The 17,994-nt window shown below is 62.2% G+C and carries 22 protein-coding genes; 14 read left to right on the top strand and 8 right to left on the bottom strand.

Going from position 1 to position 17,994, the window contains the following annotated elements; genetic code table 11:
• Positions 1–83: 83 nt before the first annotated feature.
• A complete protein-coding gene (locus Q0743_RS10165; protein ID WP_298241396.1) occupies positions 84–257 on the bottom strand; it encodes a hypothetical protein in 174 nt (57 codons plus the stop codon).
• Between the two features lie 1,011 nt (positions 258–1,268).
• Here Q0743_RS10165 and Q0743_RS10160 point away from each other — a divergent pair.
• The 7 genes from Q0743_RS10160 (at position 1,269) to Q0743_RS10130 (ending at position 5,539) form a co-directional block, all read left to right on the top strand.
• On the top strand, positions 1,269–1,556 hold the full coding sequence (locus Q0743_RS10160) for a hypothetical protein (protein WP_298241395.1): 288 nt from the start codon (positions 1,269–1,271) through the stop codon (positions 1,554–1,556).
• A 42-nt stretch (positions 1,557–1,598) separates the two neighbouring features.
• Complete coding sequence (locus tag Q0743_RS10155; protein WP_100181471.1) at positions 1,599–2,015, top strand: hypothetical protein; 417 nt, start codon at positions 1,599–1,601, stop codon at positions 2,013–2,015.
• 548 nt (positions 2,016–2,563) lie between these two features.
• Positions 2,564–3,445, top strand: a complete 882-nt coding sequence (locus Q0743_RS10150; protein ID WP_298241394.1) for a hypothetical protein — start codon at positions 2,564–2,566, stop codon at positions 3,443–3,445.
• Complete coding sequence (locus Q0743_RS10145; RefSeq protein ID WP_298241393.1) at positions 3,445–3,804, top strand: hypothetical protein; 360 nt, start codon at positions 3,445–3,447, stop codon at positions 3,802–3,804. Before Q0743_RS10150 ends, Q0743_RS10145 begins: the two co-directional genes overlap by 1 nt.
• Before the next feature lie 9 nt (positions 3,805–3,813).
• Entirely contained in the window at positions 3,814–4,266 is a 453-nt protein-coding gene (locus tag Q0743_RS10140) for a hypothetical protein (protein ID WP_298241392.1), read from the top strand.
• Positions 4,263–4,991, top strand: a complete 729-nt coding sequence (locus Q0743_RS10135; RefSeq protein WP_298241391.1) for a hypothetical protein — start codon at positions 4,263–4,265, stop codon at positions 4,989–4,991. The genes Q0743_RS10140 and Q0743_RS10135 overlap by 4 nt, the downstream gene beginning before the upstream one ends.
• Positions 4,992–5,302: 311 nt before the next feature.
• Positions 5,303–5,539, top strand: a complete 237-nt coding sequence (locus Q0743_RS10130; RefSeq protein ID WP_298241390.1) for a hypothetical protein — start codon at positions 5,303–5,305, stop codon at positions 5,537–5,539.
• Positions 5,540–5,554: 15 nt separating this feature from the next.
• Here the strand turns inward: Q0743_RS10130 and Q0743_RS10125 are convergent, their stop codons facing one another.
• Positions 5,555–6,772: a hypothetical protein gene (locus Q0743_RS10125; RefSeq protein ID WP_298241389.1), complete on the bottom strand. Its 1,218-nt coding sequence runs from the start codon at positions 6,770–6,772 to the stop codon at positions 5,555–5,557.
• A 153-nt stretch (positions 6,773–6,925) separates the two neighbouring features.
• On the opposite strand from Q0743_RS10125, the gene Q0743_RS10120 reads away from it, so the two are divergent.
• On the top strand, positions 6,926–7,171 hold the full coding sequence (locus tag Q0743_RS10120) for a hypothetical protein (protein ID WP_298241388.1): 246 nt from the start codon (positions 6,926–6,928) through the stop codon (positions 7,169–7,171).
• A 343-nt stretch (positions 7,172–7,514) separates the two neighbouring features.
• On the opposite strand, the gene Q0743_RS10115 is transcribed toward Q0743_RS10120, so the two are convergent.
• Positions 7,515–7,892, bottom strand: a complete 378-nt coding sequence (locus tag Q0743_RS10115; protein ID WP_298241387.1) for a hypothetical protein — start codon at positions 7,890–7,892, stop codon at positions 7,515–7,517.
• Between the two features lie 371 nt (positions 7,893–8,263).
• Between Q0743_RS10115 and Q0743_RS10110 the strand changes: the two genes are divergently transcribed.
• Complete coding sequence (locus Q0743_RS10110) at positions 8,264–8,713, top strand: hypothetical protein (RefSeq protein WP_298241386.1); 450 nt, start codon at positions 8,264–8,266, stop codon at positions 8,711–8,713.
• Positions 8,714–8,717: 4 nt separating this feature from the next.
• Here Q0743_RS10110 and Q0743_RS10105 read toward each other — a convergent pair whose 3' ends face one another.
• Positions 8,718–9,380, bottom strand: a complete 663-nt coding sequence (locus Q0743_RS10105; protein ID WP_298241385.1) for a hypothetical protein — start codon at positions 9,378–9,380, stop codon at positions 8,718–8,720.
• A gap of 62 nt (positions 9,381–9,442) precedes the next feature.
• A complete protein-coding gene (locus Q0743_RS10100) occupies positions 9,443–10,180 on the bottom strand; it encodes a metallophosphoesterase family protein (protein WP_298241384.1) in 738 nt (245 codons plus the stop codon).
• A gap of 193 nt (positions 10,181–10,373) precedes the next feature.
• Between Q0743_RS10100 and Q0743_RS10095 the strand changes: the two genes are divergently transcribed.
• On the top strand, positions 10,374–11,000 hold the full coding sequence (locus Q0743_RS10095; RefSeq protein WP_298241383.1) for a transglutaminase-like cysteine peptidase: 627 nt from the start codon (positions 10,374–10,376) through the stop codon (positions 10,998–11,000).
• Positions 11,001–11,013: 13 nt separating this feature from the next.
• Here Q0743_RS10095 and Q0743_RS10090 read toward each other — a convergent pair whose 3' ends face one another.
• The 3 genes from Q0743_RS10090 to Q0743_RS10080 all read right to left on the bottom strand — a co-directional run bounded on the left by Q0743_RS10090 (position 11,014) and on the right by Q0743_RS10080 (position 13,223).
• Positions 11,014–12,288, bottom strand: a complete 1,275-nt coding sequence (locus Q0743_RS10090) for a hypothetical protein (protein WP_298241382.1) — start codon at positions 12,286–12,288, stop codon at positions 11,014–11,016.
• Between the two features lie 141 nt (positions 12,289–12,429).
• Entirely contained in the window at positions 12,430–12,705 is a 276-nt protein-coding gene (locus Q0743_RS10085) for a hypothetical protein (protein ID WP_298241381.1), read from the bottom strand.
• Positions 12,706–12,779: 74 nt separating this feature from the next.
• Positions 12,780–13,223 (bottom strand): hypothetical protein, encoded by a 444-nt coding sequence (locus Q0743_RS10080; protein ID WP_298241380.1) that lies wholly within the window; start codon positions 13,221–13,223, stop codon positions 12,780–12,782.
• 390 nt (positions 13,224–13,613) lie between these two features.
• Here Q0743_RS10080 and Q0743_RS10075 point away from each other — a divergent pair, with 390 nt between their 5' ends.
• The 4 genes from Q0743_RS10075 to Q0743_RS10060 all read left to right on the top strand — a co-directional run bounded on the left by Q0743_RS10075 (position 13,614) and on the right by Q0743_RS10060 (position 17,871).
• Positions 13,614–14,816, top strand: a complete 1,203-nt coding sequence (locus Q0743_RS10075; protein ID WP_298241379.1) for a polysaccharide biosynthesis/export family protein — start codon at positions 13,614–13,616, stop codon at positions 14,814–14,816.
• Between the two features lie 211 nt (positions 14,817–15,027).
• On the top strand, positions 15,028–15,570 hold the full coding sequence (locus Q0743_RS10070) for a hypothetical protein (protein ID WP_298241378.1): 543 nt from the start codon (positions 15,028–15,030) through the stop codon (positions 15,568–15,570).
• A gap of 41 nt (positions 15,571–15,611) precedes the next feature.
• Positions 15,612–17,114: an O-antigen ligase gene (locus Q0743_RS10065; RefSeq protein ID WP_298241377.1), complete on the top strand. Its 1,503-nt coding sequence runs from the start codon at positions 15,612–15,614 to the stop codon at positions 17,112–17,114.
• A 142-nt stretch (positions 17,115–17,256) separates the two neighbouring features.
• Positions 17,257–17,871: a hypothetical protein gene (locus Q0743_RS10060; RefSeq protein WP_298241376.1), complete on the top strand. Its 615-nt coding sequence runs from the start codon at positions 17,257–17,259 to the stop codon at positions 17,869–17,871.
• Positions 17,872–17,994 lie beyond the last annotated feature (123 nt).

The following is a 17,994-nucleotide window of genomic DNA, read 5'->3' as shown; positions in this document are numbered from 1 at the left end:
ATGGCGAAAAGCCGCGCGGTTCGAAGGACGTGTTGCCGCGATGGTGAGCGGGACGTGTCCTGCGCGACAGACTGTTGCCAGGGCTAGACCTTCTTGCCCGGCTTCGACTTCAACGAAAGACCAAGCCGCAGGGCCATGCGCTTGATCGCATCGGGTGAGCGTCCGAGAACCTTCGCCGCCTCTTCCAGCGAAGCCGAAGACTTGGCCAGCTCCATGAGCCGGCGATCTTCCTTGAACGACCAGGGCTTGCGCGCCATAACCGAAATGATCCTCTTCGACACAATAACAAAGCCGCCAAGCGACCCATGTTCGCTCGACGGCTTTGCTTGGGTGGGGCCAGGCTTGGGGGAGCCTGGTGCGAAGATGGATATGCGTTTCGTGAGACTGCGCAACACACAACGCGGATTAAGCTAACCTCTCAACCTTACCGCGAGGAAGTCGCTGCGCGATGCTCCGTATAACCACGGTATTTCCAGAGGGAATCCGATGCGCACCGTTCGATGAACGTGATCGCAGCCGGCGAAGTTGTGCCGGCGACCCCGTCGCCATGAGCAGTCGCGCCGGCCAATGTTTGAAGCACCGGATGAACGAGGGTTCATAGTGTTGGCGGGTCGAGTTCTGGTAAAAAGAACTGGAGCCTCTTCACCGCACTTCGTGCTCTGACGTGCCGACCAATCTTCGAGCACCATGTTGCACAAACTTCATCTTCGTCTGACAAAAGTTTCGGCGCTGCCGATCTTGAAGTCGACGCAACGAAAAGATGAAATGAGCGCGGGAGGAACGTTCCGGCAAATGTGGGAACATTCCAGATGCTGGCTGTCTTGGTTTTGATTTCGATTTTCGCAGCGGGCTTTGGCTGCGGCTATGCCGTACGGGCGTGGCGTTCGCGGAAGCGATCGGCGCGATATCGTCTTTATGCGCCTTACACCCCCGCCGCGATGGAGACCGGTCGGCCCCCGCGGCCGTCGTGATCGCAAGGCGCGCATCGCCCCACCGAATGGTCGTTGGCGAAGTCGAAATAACCATGTGCGGTTAGGTTAATCCGTCGCCGCCCTTGAGCGCTCGGGAAAGGCGACCTAAGACGGAACAATTGGTGGCGAGCTTGGGCCTTCGATTTTTAAGGCCGCGCGGGTAGGCGTGGATGACGTGGCTGATTGCGTTGCTGGGCGCGACGATTTGTGCCCTCATTTTGATTGCGTTTGTTTGTGGCTATGGCCGGCATCTCAGGGATCTCCCAGGTCCTTGGATCATGAACGAGGGTCATTCAAATGATTGATCAACGGCACAATGCGCCGCGCAGGTATTTCGTCGACGCGCAGGGACACCGTGTTCTGATCGGGCTCTCGTTGAAGGAGACGGCGGAATTCGAAGCGCTGGATCTGGCCTCGACCGAGGCCGTGCAGATCATGACCGGGATCGGCATGGGCAAGGTCGCCACGGTTGACGACGTTCGATGGCTTGAGTTGTATTCCAAGCACGAGGGCGCCTGGCGGGTGTGGATCGCACAAAGCCAGGCAGGGCGGACGCAGGATTCAGGCTTTATTAACTATGTCTGACCGATGGTGGCGGCTTAGATCTCGATAATGGGGATGGCCCACATGTTTCAGCTGTTCCTGAGAGCGCGCGCGCACAACCTCCTCGGCTCCCGCCGTGAGGACAAGGGCTTCAAGGCCCGCTCCGCCGAGCGTGACGCGGAGACCGATCGCGCAAGGATCGGCGCCGTCATGGCTGCGATCGACACAGCCCTGCGAGATGCGGAGAGGGAGCAAGTCGGGCTCAACCGACGTGTCGACGATGCGCTTGCGCGTGCTTCCGTCACCTTCGGAAACGGCACCGACGAGTACCTCGAGCGCGAGGCGCTCGACAATCATCACCAGGATCTGTTCGCTGCCGACATCTCCAACGGCCAGCGCCGGCTCAAGGAATTGGCAAGCAGCATTGCGCATTTGAAGTTCGTCAAGACCGCAATGCTGACGCGCTTTCCGGACTTCAAGCCGCCGCAGCTCAACAGCTGAAGCGGATTGGTTCGGGGGCGACCGGTGCAAGTCGAGAGGCCAGAACCGCTCGGCCTTCTTGGCTCAATCACGCAGCGTCTGCGGCGCGCAGCCGATGGCCGCGAGGTCGCCGCCACTCACCGCGACGGGAGCTTGCTGGCGCGACGGAGAACCATCCAGACTGCTTAGGCCTAGATATCGAGGGAAGACTGTTCGTCGTCTTGCTTATCTTGGCTCCATCCATTCAAGGGCTGGCGGCAATCTCGGGCCGTCCTCAGGTGTCTACGGAGACGGCCCTAGCAGTGGCGCAACCACCTTCAGCCGCCGGAATATTCAGTCCTCACGAAGTTTGCGGACCCAGCCCGGGATTCTTTACATAGGCGCTTCGCTTGATACTTTGATCAGACAAAATAATGCGCCGCACAAATGACCGACGGTGCAGGCGCGTGGCCCCGCCAATAAGTGTGATCGCTCGACATAGGTGGTGTTTACCTCTCGGCACAATCTGATTGATTGTTAGAAATTTGCGTGATCAACTCGATTCGGGAGCTAAATGGGAAGAGGGGCCGATGCGTTCCGTGCGTTGCGCGGTGGTCGTTGCTTGTACGCTGTGGCTCGGAGCTTGCACCACAGAGCCGTACAAAGAGTCGATCAGTACCTTTGCGAAAGGGGTCATCGCGAGCCAGTCGGCACTCGCCAAGCTCGATGAACGCAACAATGAGATAAAGCGCAGAATCCAGATCCGAGCGCGGCTCGACGATCTTAGGATTGGGACTTGCGAAATAGGAAGAGGCTGCACCTTCGAAGGGCTTACGCCACCGAAGTCGACCATTCCAAATGCTCTTCTCTACATGGCGCAAGTGACAGCTTACAGCAACGGGCTTGCGGAGCTGGCTGCTGCCAAAGATACCGAAGCGATTCAGAAGGCCGTAGGAAAAATCGACTCCGCGGCGCGAGCAGGCGTCAAATCATTCGGATCGCAAGTCCGGCAGTCCGCCACAGTGCTTGCGGCGCTAGATCTTGTAGGATTTGTAGCAAGCGAGGTTATTGAGGCGCAACGTGTCGAGGCTTTAAGAGCCGCGATCATCAGAAACCGATATCGCATCGAGAATGCGATAACGTCCTTGGGAGCTACGTCTTATCAGCTTCAAGGTATCGTTATCGGTGTTGAGAGGGGGTATCTTCAAGAGCAGGCCGAAGCCCTTAGGAGATCGACGGATCCTGCCGAGCAGGCTCGATTGACCAACGAGCTAAGCCTTCAAGAGAAAAGCCTGAACGAATTGGCGACGGCGGATTCGCGCGTCCCGTTCCGAGCTCTTCTTTTGGCTCACAGAGCCGTCGTCCGCGCGGCTAAGGATCCGACATATTCGTTTACCGATGCTGCCGGTCTGCTGCTCGACTTTCTTGAGAAAGCACAGACGCTCGACGCGGCCGTGAAGAAGGGCGCTTGATGATGGCAAACAGCCAGCAATTCGCGCAAGCCGGAGCTCTGATCATTCCGAGCCTGCAGAACTATATAAATGTGCTCGAGGCGGATTACCAAAACCAGACCGCGGCGCCGCCCGAGACAAGGGCGGCAATGGCAACAGCCATAAGGCGGCTCCGCGAGTATCTGTTCGGACTGCAGAACGCCCAACTTCAGGCCGCCGATGAATCGGAAGAGCTCAAACGGGCAATTGCCGACCTCAAATCAGCAAATGCGGATATCCGAAGCGAGATCAATTCTGCGAAAGAGTTCCAGGAGAACGTCGAGGCGGCAGCAGCGATTGCCGACATCATTCAACGAGCCATTGGTCTAGCGCTTGCGTAGGAGATATTTATGCCGGCCCCAATTCAGTCGTCTGATACCGGGTTAGATCGATTTAGCAAAATGTTGCCTGCCGACGTGACTGCGGCATTCATCAGCACCAAAGCCAGTTTGGTGAGTGCTTTCCAAACACCCCAGCAACAGGTTTATCCGGTTGTCATTGGCTTCTTTATCATTCTTTGCCTTAGCCCCTTCTATTTTCGGTACGTGACCAAGATTGCGAATCGTTGGCATCGCTATTTTTTGGTGGGTACCTCTGCCGTGTTCGCGATCTCGCTTGCCAACGTCCAGCTGGCATCATTCTTGATCGACGCGATTGCCGCTCTCAAACTTCCCACCGAAGCCGTCAATCCAGCCGTGTTGGCTATGTCGGCCGTTCTTCCTATTCTATGGACCCTCTTGATCTCGCAGATCGCGTTGAGCGCCTTGAGCGACAAGGCCGTGGACCCAGGAGCGCAAGCATGAAGAGGTGCGTGATCCTTGTGTCGTTCCTTCTTGCATTGTGTTCCGAAGCTTGGGGTGAATGTTTATCTTCGCCAAAGCCGATCGAGGATGCGAGAGCGGTGAGCCTGGGAACGCTGTTATTGAGCGCCTCTGGACGCTATTACGTCCTTGATCCTTGCGTGAGAATCAGCCGACGTCAGTTCGGCTCGAGGCTCAAGCTCGGCTTTATGAACAATTTCGAGAAAGCCGATACGGAAGCCTCCTTTTATTCAGCAAAATCGAAGCGCACGCTTACCCTAGATCAAACCACTCATGTCTCTCTGGTGCGAACGCCGGGATGGTTCGGCTATTTGACGACTTCGGATAAAGAGGTCCAGTCGATCCCAGAGATAAGAGGAGATCCCTTCCGGGGGACCATTGAACAGTGGAATAGCGCGCATGCACCCGATTCGGGTCCGAAGGAGCTTCGAAACATCCCGGGCCTTATTCGCCCTTGGCACGCATTTGTTGACCAAGGACAGTCGCTGGCATCGAGCGTCGACCCGCAATTCTGGCAGATCGACGCGGCCGACATGACCTCGAAGACAATAGTCACGAACTATATCATCCGGTTCACGCCCGCGCCAACTAACTCATTTCTGGACTTCGACATCTACATCCAGGATGGAGTGAAAAGTGTCGATTTGACCACCGCTTCTCAGATTGAGGCATTTTCTGGGGTTCGCACTTTCATCATAGTCCCTTAGCGATGCCGACTGTCCGTCGTCCGACAAGCCGTGCCGCGATGCGAAGTCGGTGATCCCGACTTGCGTCTCCAGATGTGGTTCTTGCTACCCGCGACCTTTCCTTATCTTACGAATCCCCAAGGGCGACGCGGATTTTACGGCAGGTGCCGTCGAATGCTTTCGATGAGCAAGACTGACCGCGTGACAATTCGGCGCCGCTTTGCGGTTTGGCGCTTCGATCCTTTTTGCTATGGTCCCGGCAAGCATTCATGGTTTGAAGGAGCAACGACGTGCCGGTCAGAGATATGCGAAGGTTGATTGGATTGGCATGTGTGCTGACATTGGCTGCGCCGGTGACGGCGTCGGCCATTACCGCCGAAGTGGCGCGCGCATGCGACGCGGCGGTCGCCAAGGCCTATCCGCCGAAGCAAATTGGCAACCCGGCGGCCGGCAGTCTCAAGGGCACCGCCAAGGACAAGCGCGAATACTTCCAGAAATGCGTCGCGAACAACGGCAAGGTCGACGACGCTCCGGCGGAGCCGTCCAAGGACAGCAAGCCGTCGAAATAAGAAACCGGAGCTCGGCTAGCGTCGCGGCGGCGGGCAGGGGGAATAGAACGCCCCGTTCGCCGCGTTGATGCGTTCGACGCATTGGTTGGGATCGGTGACGGTCCCGGCCACGGTGAAATCGTAGCCCATGCCTTTGACGACGACGACGTAGCGTCCGGGCGACAGCGTGAAGTCGTCCTGCTCCGGTTGCAGCAGCAGCATCCTCTGCTGATCTTCGACCGGCCCCACCTTGTAGGGATAGGACATGCTGCGAATGACCCAGGAATCGCCCGCGCTGACCATGGCCGCCTTGCCGGAGGCATCAACGCCCATCGACCGCGACACCTTCGCGACGACGCGAACTTCGGTCACGCTCGCCTCGATGCTTCCGTCGGGTCTGAACACGATGAATCTGACGTCCCCGCTCGTCAGCGTCGTTGCGCTCGGCGTGTTGATGGCCGCCGAGATCGCGACGCGGCGGTCGGGAATCTTTCCGGGGACGGGCTTCAGCTCCTGCAATTGCCCTTCGTTCAACGCGTAGACGCCGAAAGTCGTCGGCAAAGGCATCGCGGGTTGTGCTGTGGGCGCCGGCTCCTTTGCGGTGTCGGGCGACCGCTCGACAGGCTCGCTCTCCGTTGGGAGCGCCGTGGCGGCCGGCCGGGGCTCGGAGCTGGTCGGCACCGGCGCGGATGGCTGCGACGATTGTGACAGTGCGGCCACCTGGGTCTTCAAACGCGGCCATAGGATCACCGCGGCGCTTGCTCCGGCCATGAGCAAGAGAATGCCGGCCAGTCGAATAAGAAAGGTGAAGGTGCCGCGCCGCTTGGGCTGATCGAGCGATGGCGGGGGTGCCACGGCACGGCGCGAGGCTCCCGCATCCTTCGAAACAGGGGACGCAGCCGAAACGGGGGATGCCGGAATGGGTGGGGGAGCAGGGCTGGCGACCGGTGGGGGGACTGAAACGGCGGCTGCCGCGTCCGCCTTTGACGCCTCCGCCGCAGCGCTGCGCGCGAAGGTACGTTCGACCTCCTTGATGGCACGTTCGAGAACCTGCTGCAGCTCGCGCGATTCCCGCGCTTCGGCGTGTGTGAACTGCTCCATCAGCTTGATGCGCGCCAGCTCATAGACGATCTCCCGCATCTGGTGGGGATCGTCGGATACGGCGCGAATTCGGCTCGACAGGAGACGGATAAACCCGGCTTTGATCTGTTGCGTCGAGGGGGCGTTGGCCGCTGTTTCACCGGAGTCGGTCATCAAGGCCGATCAAGTAGCCCGGATGAGGCCATTTCGCTAGATTTTTCCACCGCAGACGCAGCTGCCAGGGCTGCTGGTGGTCTTTCGAAGATGCTTGCTTTTAGGGGAAAACCTGTGACATTTCGCGAAAGCTCCTCATTCCGGTGTTCGACCATGCGCGGCTTACTGGCAGTTCTCTCGGTTCTGACGTTCCTGGCTTCGCCTGCGCTCGCGCAAGGGATCAAGGACCAGGCCAACACCACAAGCTCGAGCATCATCACGACGCCTACGAAGAAGGCACAGACCAATCAGGCGGCCTCGCGGCCGACCGCCGTTCGGAACCTGTCGGGCAGCCTGCCTGCCGGAAAGTCGGCCCAGGGCGTCTGGCGCGATGGCAAGCTGGTCGCCGTTCCCCGCTGAGGCCGCCGCCCAACGAACCGTGAAGGAACGGTGATCGCCTCCCTGACGTTCTTGCTCGGGAGATATCGGATGAAACGACCAGTTCTGATCGCCATTGCGTTGCTTATGCCGGCTGCCGCCTGGGCCCAGGGGGTCAACGACCCTTCGACGCCCAATCGCAACGTGACCATTGTCAATCCGTCGCAGCCTGCGCCGCCCAACGCGACGCGCAATATCCCGAGCCGGATCGAACCGCCTGTGACGACACGGGGACACGCGCAGCCCTACCGAGGGAACAGAACCCGGGGCAGCGGGTCGAGCCGTCGCTAGTCCTCCGGGATCCTTTGAGGCGCCTTGAGACGAGCTATTGAGGGTTGACCTCGACCTCCAGGGTCGACGTCCCCGCATCGTGGCGGTTCTTGCCCGAGATCAACAGCGTGAACTTGTCGGCCTTGGGCGTCTCGTTCTCGGCCGAATAACGGAAGCCGGAGCCGACCACGGCCAATTGCCCGCGTGTGGGTCCGCTCACGACCGATACGTTGAAGATCTGCATATACGACCAGCGCAGGCCCTGGATGCACTCCGCGCCGGGCGCGATCGACATCGTCCATTTCACCGTGTCCTGGGACAAGGCGAACGGCGTCCGCTCCTTGATGCAGAGCGGGCTGGCCTGCGCAGCAGGGCTGGACGCGGCGAAAGCCGCGACGGCAACACCTGACAGCAATAATGGTCTTGCACGCATGCTCGGCAACTCCGGGAGTGATGCCGGAAGATAGCAAAAATGATCTAACGAGGTCTTAGAAGGGCCGCTGTCCGGAGACGGCGATGCACCCGGAACTTGGGTTGACCGGATGACCGTAGACCCAACTCGGAACCATGCATTCCGCTACATGTTTTGCCCGACGTCTCCTGCATTTCGGAAAGGCGTAAGTCATTGATTTGGTTGGGGCCGTCTACTGTGCATGGGGTTGTTTTTCAATTTTTGTGGGCGGCCACCGAAGCTTCCATGGAGCCACGCGGCTGACTGCGCATCCACCTTCTTGCAATCGGGAACCTGATGAGCTGAAGTTGCCGCGCCTCTGGCTGATGTCGGCCTTCCTTGGAGTCTTCGGAGTGCAATCCATTCGTCGCAAGTTCGTATCCCGTCGCCGGCTGCTGCAGAAAGCGCCAATCAAGGCGATCGTGGCCGCGGCTGTCGGATTTGCCGTCTATGTTGCCTGTCCGCTCTCCTGTCAGGCTCAGAGCGAACCGGAGCCCTCGCTCAGCGACTATCTTCCACCCAGCGAGCCGGAAGTGACGCGCGACGAATGGCGGCAACGCATCGAGGATGCGCGGCGTCGCGCCAAGGAGGCCTCGCGCGAACGGCGGGAGCATCCGGAGCTCTACAAGCCGGTGCCCGAAGATCCCGACCTCGTCGCGACCGAACGTCTGCTCCGCGACGACAGCCTGCAGCGGGGCGACATCGTCACGACCAAGAAGGGCATGTTCGTCTATCAGGGCCGACCCGATCAGCCGCGCCGCGACCAGGACTTCGTCCCGGTCAACCCTAAATCGGTGCGCTGAGGCTTTAGTACCGCCGCAGGATCTCGTTGAACTTGGGATCGGTGACCTTCGTGGTCTCGAGCAGCAGCGACTTGCCTTCCGGCGTTGCCTGCACATAGGCCGCGATCAGCAGCGGCTCGTAACGGGAGCGATTGGCCAGCGCCGAGCGGATGTCGGATTGCGCCAGCAGCTTGATCTCTTCGTCCGTTGCGGCGGCACTGGAGGTCACGGTCCGGACGCGCGAGAAGGCGACGTCAATCGGCACCGATCCGGTCAGGTAGGACATCTTCACCGCCGGCGTTGCCGCTTCGCCGGCCTGGGCCTGCAGCGTGCCGAGTGTGAGCCAGAGTGCGGGCCTGATCGGCGAGACCTTCAGGGCCGTGACGACGGCGGTCTGGGCCGCCTTGTTCTCGCTCGCCCGCCCGCCGGCATCGGAGGAAGGACGATGGAGAACGTCGGCGGCCCTCGCCGCCGCGTAATTCGCGAGCAGGTCCCCATCCAGCGAAACCGATGCCAGGACACCGCCGGCCGCCACCTTGGCCTTCTCGGGCGGGATCTCGCCCGAGAACAAGTCGCTCGCGCGAAAATCCGGGCGGACGAGATCGCCGTAGAACGCCATGCCGGCATGAAGCGCCAGCAGGATCGCGGTGCAGATGCCGATGAGGCGAAGCAGGAACAAGCGGTTCATGATGAAATCGACGTGGCCTGTGAGGGCGAAGCGAGCACGGGATTGAAACGAGAGCAGGGCTCTTAAATTGCCATCAGACTATCGCCCTGGATCGTCAGCAGCGTCAAGTTTCCGGTCGCGTAGGCGCCGGTGTCGATGTTGATGCGGTTCGGACGAATGTCGGGCACGCTGACCGGCGTATGACCGTGCACGATGTATTTGCCGAAGCGCTCCTCGGACGCCAGGAATTCCTCGCGGATCCAGAGCAGGTCCTCGTCCTTCTGCCGCTCGAGCGGGACGCCGGGCTTGACGCCGGCATGCACGAAGAAGAAGTCACCGCAGGTGAACGACGACGGCAATTGCTGCAGGAAGGCCAGGTGCTCTGGCGGCATCGCGCGCTTCAATCCTTCGATCAGCTCGACCTGCTGCTCCGCCGTCGGGTTCATGGTCGGCGTGATGCCGTAGGAGACCAGCGTCAGCAGGCCGCCATAGTGGCGCCACTCCTGCAGGCGGGTCGGATCCTTGAGGACCTCGAGCAGGAAGATCTCGTGGTTGCCTTTGAGGCAAACCGTCTCGTGCGATGTCGAGCGTGCGATCAAGAGATCAAGAACGGCGCGTGAGTCCGGACCGCGATCGACATAGTCGCCGAGGAAGACCTGGATGGCGCGTTCGGGAGCCGAGCGGGCAAGATCCGCGTCGATCACGGTTAACAGCGATTGAAGCAAATCGGCGCGGCCGTGCACATCGCCGATGGCATAGACGCGAACGCCGTCGGGAAGCCGCGGCTTGGTCTTCTTTCGAAAGCGTCTGGAAAGGCCCATCAGGTAGGTCGAATCGCTTCTAGCGTCACGAGCGGAACGTTGTGACCGCTCTTAGCAGAACAAGTCACACATCGGTATTCTTAATTGTTTCCGACCGAGTAGCCCGCATTTTGATTAAAGGATCGCGCGGCCTTTGAGCCGTATTTCAAGACGTCTCGCGTAGCGTCTCCCCAACAAAAACGGGGAGCGCGACATGCGCAAAGTTGTAAAGTTCCTGGCGGCCGTGGCCGCCATCGTCGTTGCTGCGGGGGTGCAGCAGCGCGCACAAGCCGCTTTCGTCGGTGCGCCGATGGGGCTGCGCGGGGCCATCCAGTACATCAAGTTCGAGCAACCGACGCTGGCGCCAATGGCGTTCACGCTGTTTTGCCTGAAGTACAAGGACGAGTGCAAACCGCGGCCGCAGCAGATCGTCTTCCGGGGCGGCCGTCTGAAGCTGACCGCCGAGCGGCTGGGGCAGATGCAAGAGGTCAACCGGCAGGTCAATACCGCCATCCGTCCCGAGGCCAATCTGGAAGGCCTGCGCGGCGAGAAATGGCTGCTGCATCCCGTGAGCGGCGACTGCAACGACTACGCTGTGACAAAACGCCACGAGCTGATCGCCAAGGGCTTTCCGGCGCGCTCGGTGCTGCTGAGCGAGGTCGTGACCACCTGGGGCGAGCACCATCTCGTCGTCGTGGTGCGCACCTTCTCCGGCGATCTCGTGCTGGACAATCTCTCCGGCCACATCCTGCCGTGGTCGAAGAAGCCCTATCGCTGGGTCCGCATCCAGTCGCCGAAGAACCCGAACTACTGGGCTTCGCTGGGCGACCGCGCGGTGTGATGTGATCGGCGCTCTATCGTGACGAGGATTGGCTGACGCTCTGCGACAGCCCCAAACCTGCGATCACCGACAGACAAAGGATTGCTGCGGGATGCAGCAGTCCTGGCCCTGCGAAGCTCTGGACCAGCGCAAAGAGAAGACAGGCCGCGGCGGCCGCTGGGAAGAACGAGTCGCGTCCGCGCTGCAAAGCGCCGAAGAACAGACGCACCAAAGCGATCAGGCCTGCCAGCACCGAGCAAACGAGACCGATCACTCCCATACCGGCGAAGATCGCTGTTGCCGTCGACGGCGCCGTCAGGGCCGCGCCGGCATCGCTCTGATAGATCCTGCCGACGGCAGCAAAGGTTCCGGCGCCCGCGCCGAACCAGCGCGTGTCCGCCAGCATCCGTTCCAGCGCCGCGCGCGTCTCCGCCCCGATATCGGGGGTGAGCCGCATGAGGACCGGGCCGGAGCTCTGTTCGAACAGGAAGGTCAGGACAATCGCCGCCCCGATCAGCGCGGCGAGGGCTAGCGCGCCCGCGGCCAACGGCGACAGATCGAGCCGGCGGATGACGAGGATCAGCAGGATCAACACAATACCGAAGCCCGCCGCGACCGCATTGTTGGTCCCGGACAAGCCAAAGACCGCAGTCGCGCTGATCAAGGCTCCCGCAAGGCCGAGCAGGCCAAGCACGATCGAGCGAAGCAGCGAATGACGCGTTTCGGCCCGCTCGGCGGCAAGCTGCATGATCGCCAGGTTCAGGACGAGGCCGAAGCCGGCCAGGGTCGTCGCGAAATCGGGGGTTGTGGCGGCCCCTGCAACGGCCGGCGCGAGCCGATGCAGATCCAGGGTCAGGGCGGCGACGGCGGTGACGCCAGCGAGGACAAACAGCACCAGCTCGGCGCGGCCGCGATCGCGGACGACCACAATGGTCACGCCGAGCAGGGCGGTCGCCGCCAGCGCCAGCATCAGCGCGTTCAAGGTCAAGCCGAGATCGGCGGTGACAGGCCCAAGCGAGAGGCCGCCAAGGACGTCGCGCGCGCTCGCCCAGATCGGATGCCCAGAGCCTGGCGGGAGCGGCACCAGTTGAGCCGCAACCAACAGCGGAATGGCGATCAGGATCCAGCGGCCCCAGGAGGTCGCGCGCACATAGTGGTCGTAATCGGCCCTTCGCGCGCTTAGCGTAGCTGCGAGCAGGCTGAGCGCGGCAGCCATCGTCCCGAGCTGTGCACCGAACTTGGCGCCGGCGATTTCGAGAGCGGAAGCGGAAACGATGGAAACGATGAGGGCAAAATAAGCGAGGGACAAACGGCGCGCTCGACGAGGAATCCTGAAACGATCAGGTCACCATACAAGCCGCAGGTCCGTTTTCAAGCAAAGGCCGGTCCGGGCCAACAGCTTGCCCGTCATCCCAGCGCATGCGCGCGAAAGATTGATCGCAAAGAGAGATCAGCGCGCGCTCTTGACCGGCCGGGCGAACACGCGCGCGGCGCGGGCGGCGGCAAGGCTGAAGCGGGCGGCCGAGCCGAACAGGTAGCCGGCCTGGAGCGCAATGGCGGCAAAGGCCGCGGCCTTCAGGCCTTCGAGCACGCCAAGGCTTGTCATCAGGCTGACCGGCAGCACGGTGAGCACCAGGGCGAATGTGACCGGGAGCAGCACCAGGACGCGAAAGCGTTGGCCGAGCACGGCACCTACCAGAAAGCTGAAAATCAAAAGCGCGGTCATCCGAAACACTCCGTGTCTCGGACCCTAGGTTCCCCACCCTAAAAAGACCCTTAAGTCGTATGGCTAAATTTGGCCTATTGGCCGCAATTCGCGAGCAAAGAGTTGTAGGCCTCCCGCAGCCCGTTCAGGGCCACCACGCCTTTGATCTCGCTGTCGCCTTCCCTAACCGCCAGGGACAGCGAGGCCGTCGTCTGCCATTTGCCGGCGGCAAAGGCAGAGACCTCGTCGGGTAGCAGCACCGCGGCGCCCGCGGCCGCCATGCTGGCCTCGACGCTCAGCGTGGCGCCGCCGCTGGCGGCGATGGTGACCTTGGGATGGCTTCGCGGCGGAAAGGGCCGGATCAGGGCCACCAGCACATCGATCTTGCCCTTGGGTGCACAGCGCACGATGAGACCGGCGAAATCGGGGTCGGATTGGGTGGTGTCCGCAGTCTTGGTGATGGCCGCGAAGCTCTCACCCTCTTTGCCCCCTTGGGTGCGGCTGAACTTCCAGACTGAGGAGGAGGTGGCTACCTCCACGACCGGGGCATGCGGGCACGCGGACCGCGCGCAAGAGGTAGCCGGTTCTAGGAGGCGGTCGCCGCCGCCAAGGAGCGATCCTGCCAGAAGGGCGAACAGAAGGAGGCCAGACACGAGGGATTCCTATCTTGATGGTTCCAGTCTTAGCAGGCGGACGAGGGGGCAAGAAGGCTGGCGCTCGGGTTCCCCGCCCTTGGCTTGGGCGGGTTGCTCTCCGACCGGGCACAGGAAATACAACAAATAGTCACAAAGGGTTAAACCAAGCCTGAAAGCGTGGCCCGCACGCAACAGTTGCCCGCTGATCGCATCGTTAACCATTCAGGAACCCTTGTCGCACCGCCCGCTCCGCCGTACCAATCGAGTTAATTGGGGTCTCCTGGGGCGCGATTCATGCATTCCTTTGCCAAAACTTATGTATTCACGCCGGCATTTCTGGCCGCCGCTTTGGCGCTCGGAGCCTGCTCGACCAATCCCGGCTCCGGTCCGCTGACCGATGACGTTAACAACAAGATTCAGACGGAAAGCGCGCCGGCCTATGAGCTGGTGCCGCTCAATCCGGCCACTGTGAAGATCCTGCACACGCATGAGCCCAAGGGGCTCGCCGGCGTGTTCACCGATCGCCGTCCGCCCGCCAGCATCGTTTTCGGCATCGGCGACGTCGTCAGCGTTACCATCTTCGAAGCCGCGGCAGGCGGCCTGTTCATCCCGGCGGAAGCCGGCGTCCGTCCCGGTAACTATGTGACGATCCCGGATCAGTCGGTCGACAACGACGGCTTCATCACGGTGCCCTATGCCGGCCAGATCAAGGCTGCGGGCCGCACGGCGGTGGAGATCCAGCGCTCGATCATCGAGAAGATCGGTAACCGTGCCATCGAGCCGCAGGCGGTCGTGGCGATGTCATCGCAGCGCACCCAGCTCATCAGCGTGCTCGGCGAAGTCAATTCGCCGGCGCGTTACCCGGCGAGCGCGGCGGGCGCCAAGGACAAGGTGCTCGATGCGATCACCCGCGCCGGCGGCATCAAGGGCCAGGGCTTCGAGACCTGGGTCATGCTGGAGCGTGGCGGACGGCGGGCCACCGTGCCGTTCGAAAATCTCGTGATGGCGCCCGAGAACAACGTCTATGTGCGTCCCGACGACAGCATCTACGTCTATCGCGAGCAGCAGAAGTTCATGGCGTTCGGCGCCAGCGGCCAGAGCGGCGAGTTCAACTTCGATGCCTGGCGCATCAACCTCGGCGAAGCCGTCGGCAAGGCCGGTGGCCTGCTCGATGGTCAGGCCGATCCCGCTGCCGTTTATCTCTATCGCCGCGAGCCGCGCGACGTTGCGGCCCAGCTCGGCATCGACGTGAGCAAGTACACCTCGGAGACGATCCCGGTCATCTTCAACGTCAACTTCCGCGATCCGGGCGGCTTCTTCCTGGCCACCAAGGTCATGATGAAGAACGGCGACATCATCTACGTCTCGAACTCGCGCAACGTCGAAGTTGCCAAGTTCCTGAACTACATGCGGGTGATCATGGCGACCGGCAGCGATGCCGTGAACCTCAGCAACGATGCGCTGATCTTCCGCAACAACATCAAGCTGGCGCCGTAAGACGGGGCCAACCTGATCGAACACAGTCGATGGCACCGGGGCTTTGTCCCGGTGCCATTTTCGTTTAGCGATCCGATCGGTATTATCGGGCTTGCGGGGCCCTGCCGGGATCGCGGCGCCACTCGGCAAGGCGCTGGCCATCCATCACCCCCGCTGTGTTGCAAGGGGCTACATGCGCTTTCGAACAGTTGGGCGAATCCCGGCGCTCGTCTTGCTCGCCCTCGGGCTTGCACCGGCCGGGACGGCTCTCGGCGCGGCCGCGGAGCTGGGCGTTCGCCACCGCATCGACGTAATGGTCTCGGCCGAGCCCGATGCCCCGATCCTGTCGCGCCTGAAGGGGGGCAAGGGCGAGCTGTCCTTCACGGTCCGGCTGTCGGCGAACTCCAAAGAGAGCAAGTTCTTTGGAATGCTGCGTCCGTCCTTCCCTGACATCGTCGTTCCCGACGGCGCGGGCAAGCCACTGGTTCAGCAGACCAAGCTCTGGGAGGAGGAGGTCTGCCATCAGCGCCGCGGCCTGCCGAAGGTCACGGTGACGCAGCTGGGCGGGCATTTTGGCGAGGGGGACGGGCGGATCGAGATTTCGGCCATCAACCGCCACATCGGCGTGCTGGTGCCGCCCGACGAATTAACCCCTGGAATAAAACTCGATCAGGGGAGTGATAGCTTTGGGCTATTCTACGCATTCCGGGCCCAGACCCGGAACAGCCGCCTCAATGTCGACCTGAAGATCTATCCGATCGACTGCTTCCTCTAAGCCAGAGCAAAGCTCGCAAGAAAAGCTCGCAAGACACGACGATGCGCCTTTGGCCTCCCACCATAAGCTGGTCCAATTTTCGCTGGTCGTGGAGTCTGCCGGCTGTCTTCATCCTGCTCTTCGTGGTGGCCGGTGCGCCGTTCCCGTTCGGCTCGACCAATGATCTGTCGATCGCCTTCTGGTGCCTGTGCCTCGGGATCGCGGTGATCTTCGCACCGACGCGCGATTTGCGAGCGCCGCATCTATGGCTGCTCGCCGGCATCGGCGTCATCGTTGCCGCTTATGGCTTCGTGCTGCACGAGCAGCTTTCCGACCATCCCTTCCTCGCGCCGTTCCAGCCGATCTGGAAGCAGGCCTCGGACCTGCTCGGGGTGCCGATCGCGCCCTCTGCGTCCATCGTGAAGAACGAGGCGTTCTTCGCGCTTGGTGCGCCGCTCGCCAACATCCTCGCCATCGTGCTCGGCATCACCGTCGGTGCGAACCGCGAGCGCGCGCGCCGCATGCTGTGGGTGATCGCGATCTCGGGGGCGGCCTACGCGCTCTACGGCGTGCTCTCGTTCCTGATCGAGCCCACCATGATCTTGTGGCGGGACAAGACGGCCTATCTCGGCAGTGTCACCGGCACCTTCATCAACCGCAACACGGCGGCGGCCTATTTCGGCTCGGCTGCGGTGATCTGGATGCTGCTGATCCTGGAAGACGTCCGCCGCCGCTTGCCCGAGCGGCACATCGAATGGCGGCGCTTGTCGCTGGATCTGCGCACGATCCCGCCGCGAGAGATCCTGCCGCAGCTCGGCTGCCTCTTGATCTGCTTGATGGCGATGTTCATGACGACGTCGCGCGCCGGCGTCGGCCTGTCGCTGCTCGCGATGATCGTCTCGTTCACCCTGTTCCTGCGGAAAGACCTGCCGCCACGCACCGGCATCTGGATCTCGCTCGGCTCCGGCATCGCGGTCGCGCTCGGCCTCTTGCAGCTCCTGGGCGGCCGCGTCTCGAGCCGCTTCGACAGCCAGGGCCTGGTCGACGAGGGCCGCGTTGAGGCCTGGAAATCGACGCTTCGGATCATCGGCGACAATCCCTGGTTCGGCACCGGCATGGGCACCTTCCAATGGGCCTTTCCGCCGTACCGCAGCCCCAACATCTCGATTCGCGGCGTCTGGGATGCCGCGCATTCGACGCCGCTGGAGCTTGCCTCCGAGGTGGGCATCCCCATGGCGCTGCTGGTGGCGCTGGGCTGGGCGATCATGCTGCTGGTGCTGGCGCGGGGCGTGTTCACCCGGCGGCGCGACGCCATCATCCCGCTGGCGGCCGCGGCGACCGCGACGCTGTCGCTCTTGCATTCGTGCCTCGACTTCACGCTGCAGGTGCCCGGCTACAGCATTCCATTCTTTGCGCTTTTCGGCGCGGGCCTGTCGCAGTCCTTCCGCACGCAGGAAAGCCGCCCCGCTACGGAGGCGGGCGCCACCAGCCGGCGAGGCGAGGGGCGCCGGACAACCGCAGCCGAGGCCCCGAGCCGGGTGCCCCAGCTTCACAAAAGTGTCTAGATTTGAAGCAGTTGCGCCGTTTACGAAGTCTTTAGAATAAGTGGACAGCCCTTTTCTCTTCGGATAAATTCCTGCAACGAGCACAGCCATTTGCCCGGGCCGAGGAAGCACATCGGGGCAGCTGATTTTTGGAGGTTTGTTTATGAGCGTTATCAAGATTGCGCTTCGCATGGCTGCCGCCGCGGCCCTCGCCGCGACCATCAGCACGGCCGCCAGCGCCGCCGTTTACCCGCCGCAGCGCCAGCTGCCGGCCACCGTCATTTCCGACTTCAAGGCCGCGCCCAGCAGCCTGTTGCAGCAATATCCGACCGGCGGCCCGCAGCTGATCTCGCGCGTGCGCGACCTCGGCGCCTCCGATCCGACCACGCTTCCCGGCCTGATCGCGCTCCTGAAGGATCCCGCGACCACCAAGGACCAGATGCGCGGCATCGTCGCCGGCCTCGCCCAGGTCGCCCGCATGGCCGCTTCGTCCGACCAGGCCTATGCCAATGAGATCCAGGCCGCGATCGCCGGCACCGGCAACGCCGACGTGATCGCCGCCTACCAGGCCGCGACCGGCGACGTCCAGATCGCCGCGACCGGCGGCGGCGCGGGCGGCGGTGGCACCGGCGCAGGCGGACCGACCGGCAACGGCTTCCCCACCGGCGGCGGCGGCGGTGGCACAGTCGTGTTCGGCAACAACACGACCGGTAACAACGCGCCCAACGGCGGCAGCGGCGGCGTTGGCGGCACCACCAACAGCGTCAGCCCGCGCTGATCGGAACCGGCCTCGCGGCCGGCTCATGACATCTCTCACGGCAGCGGCGCCAGCAGGCGCCGCTTTGCGTTGCGCCGTTAAGCTTCCTGCAAAATGTCGCGCAAAGCGCGCGTTGCACTGCAT

The sequence above is a fragment of the uncultured Bradyrhizobium sp. genome (genome assembly GCF_936943645.1).
Classification (GTDB): domain Bacteria; phylum Pseudomonadota; class Alphaproteobacteria; order Rhizobiales; family Xanthobacteraceae; genus Bradyrhizobium.
Note: the sequence above shows the minus strand (reverse complement) of the source record. Positions and strands in the feature narration are given on the sequence as shown.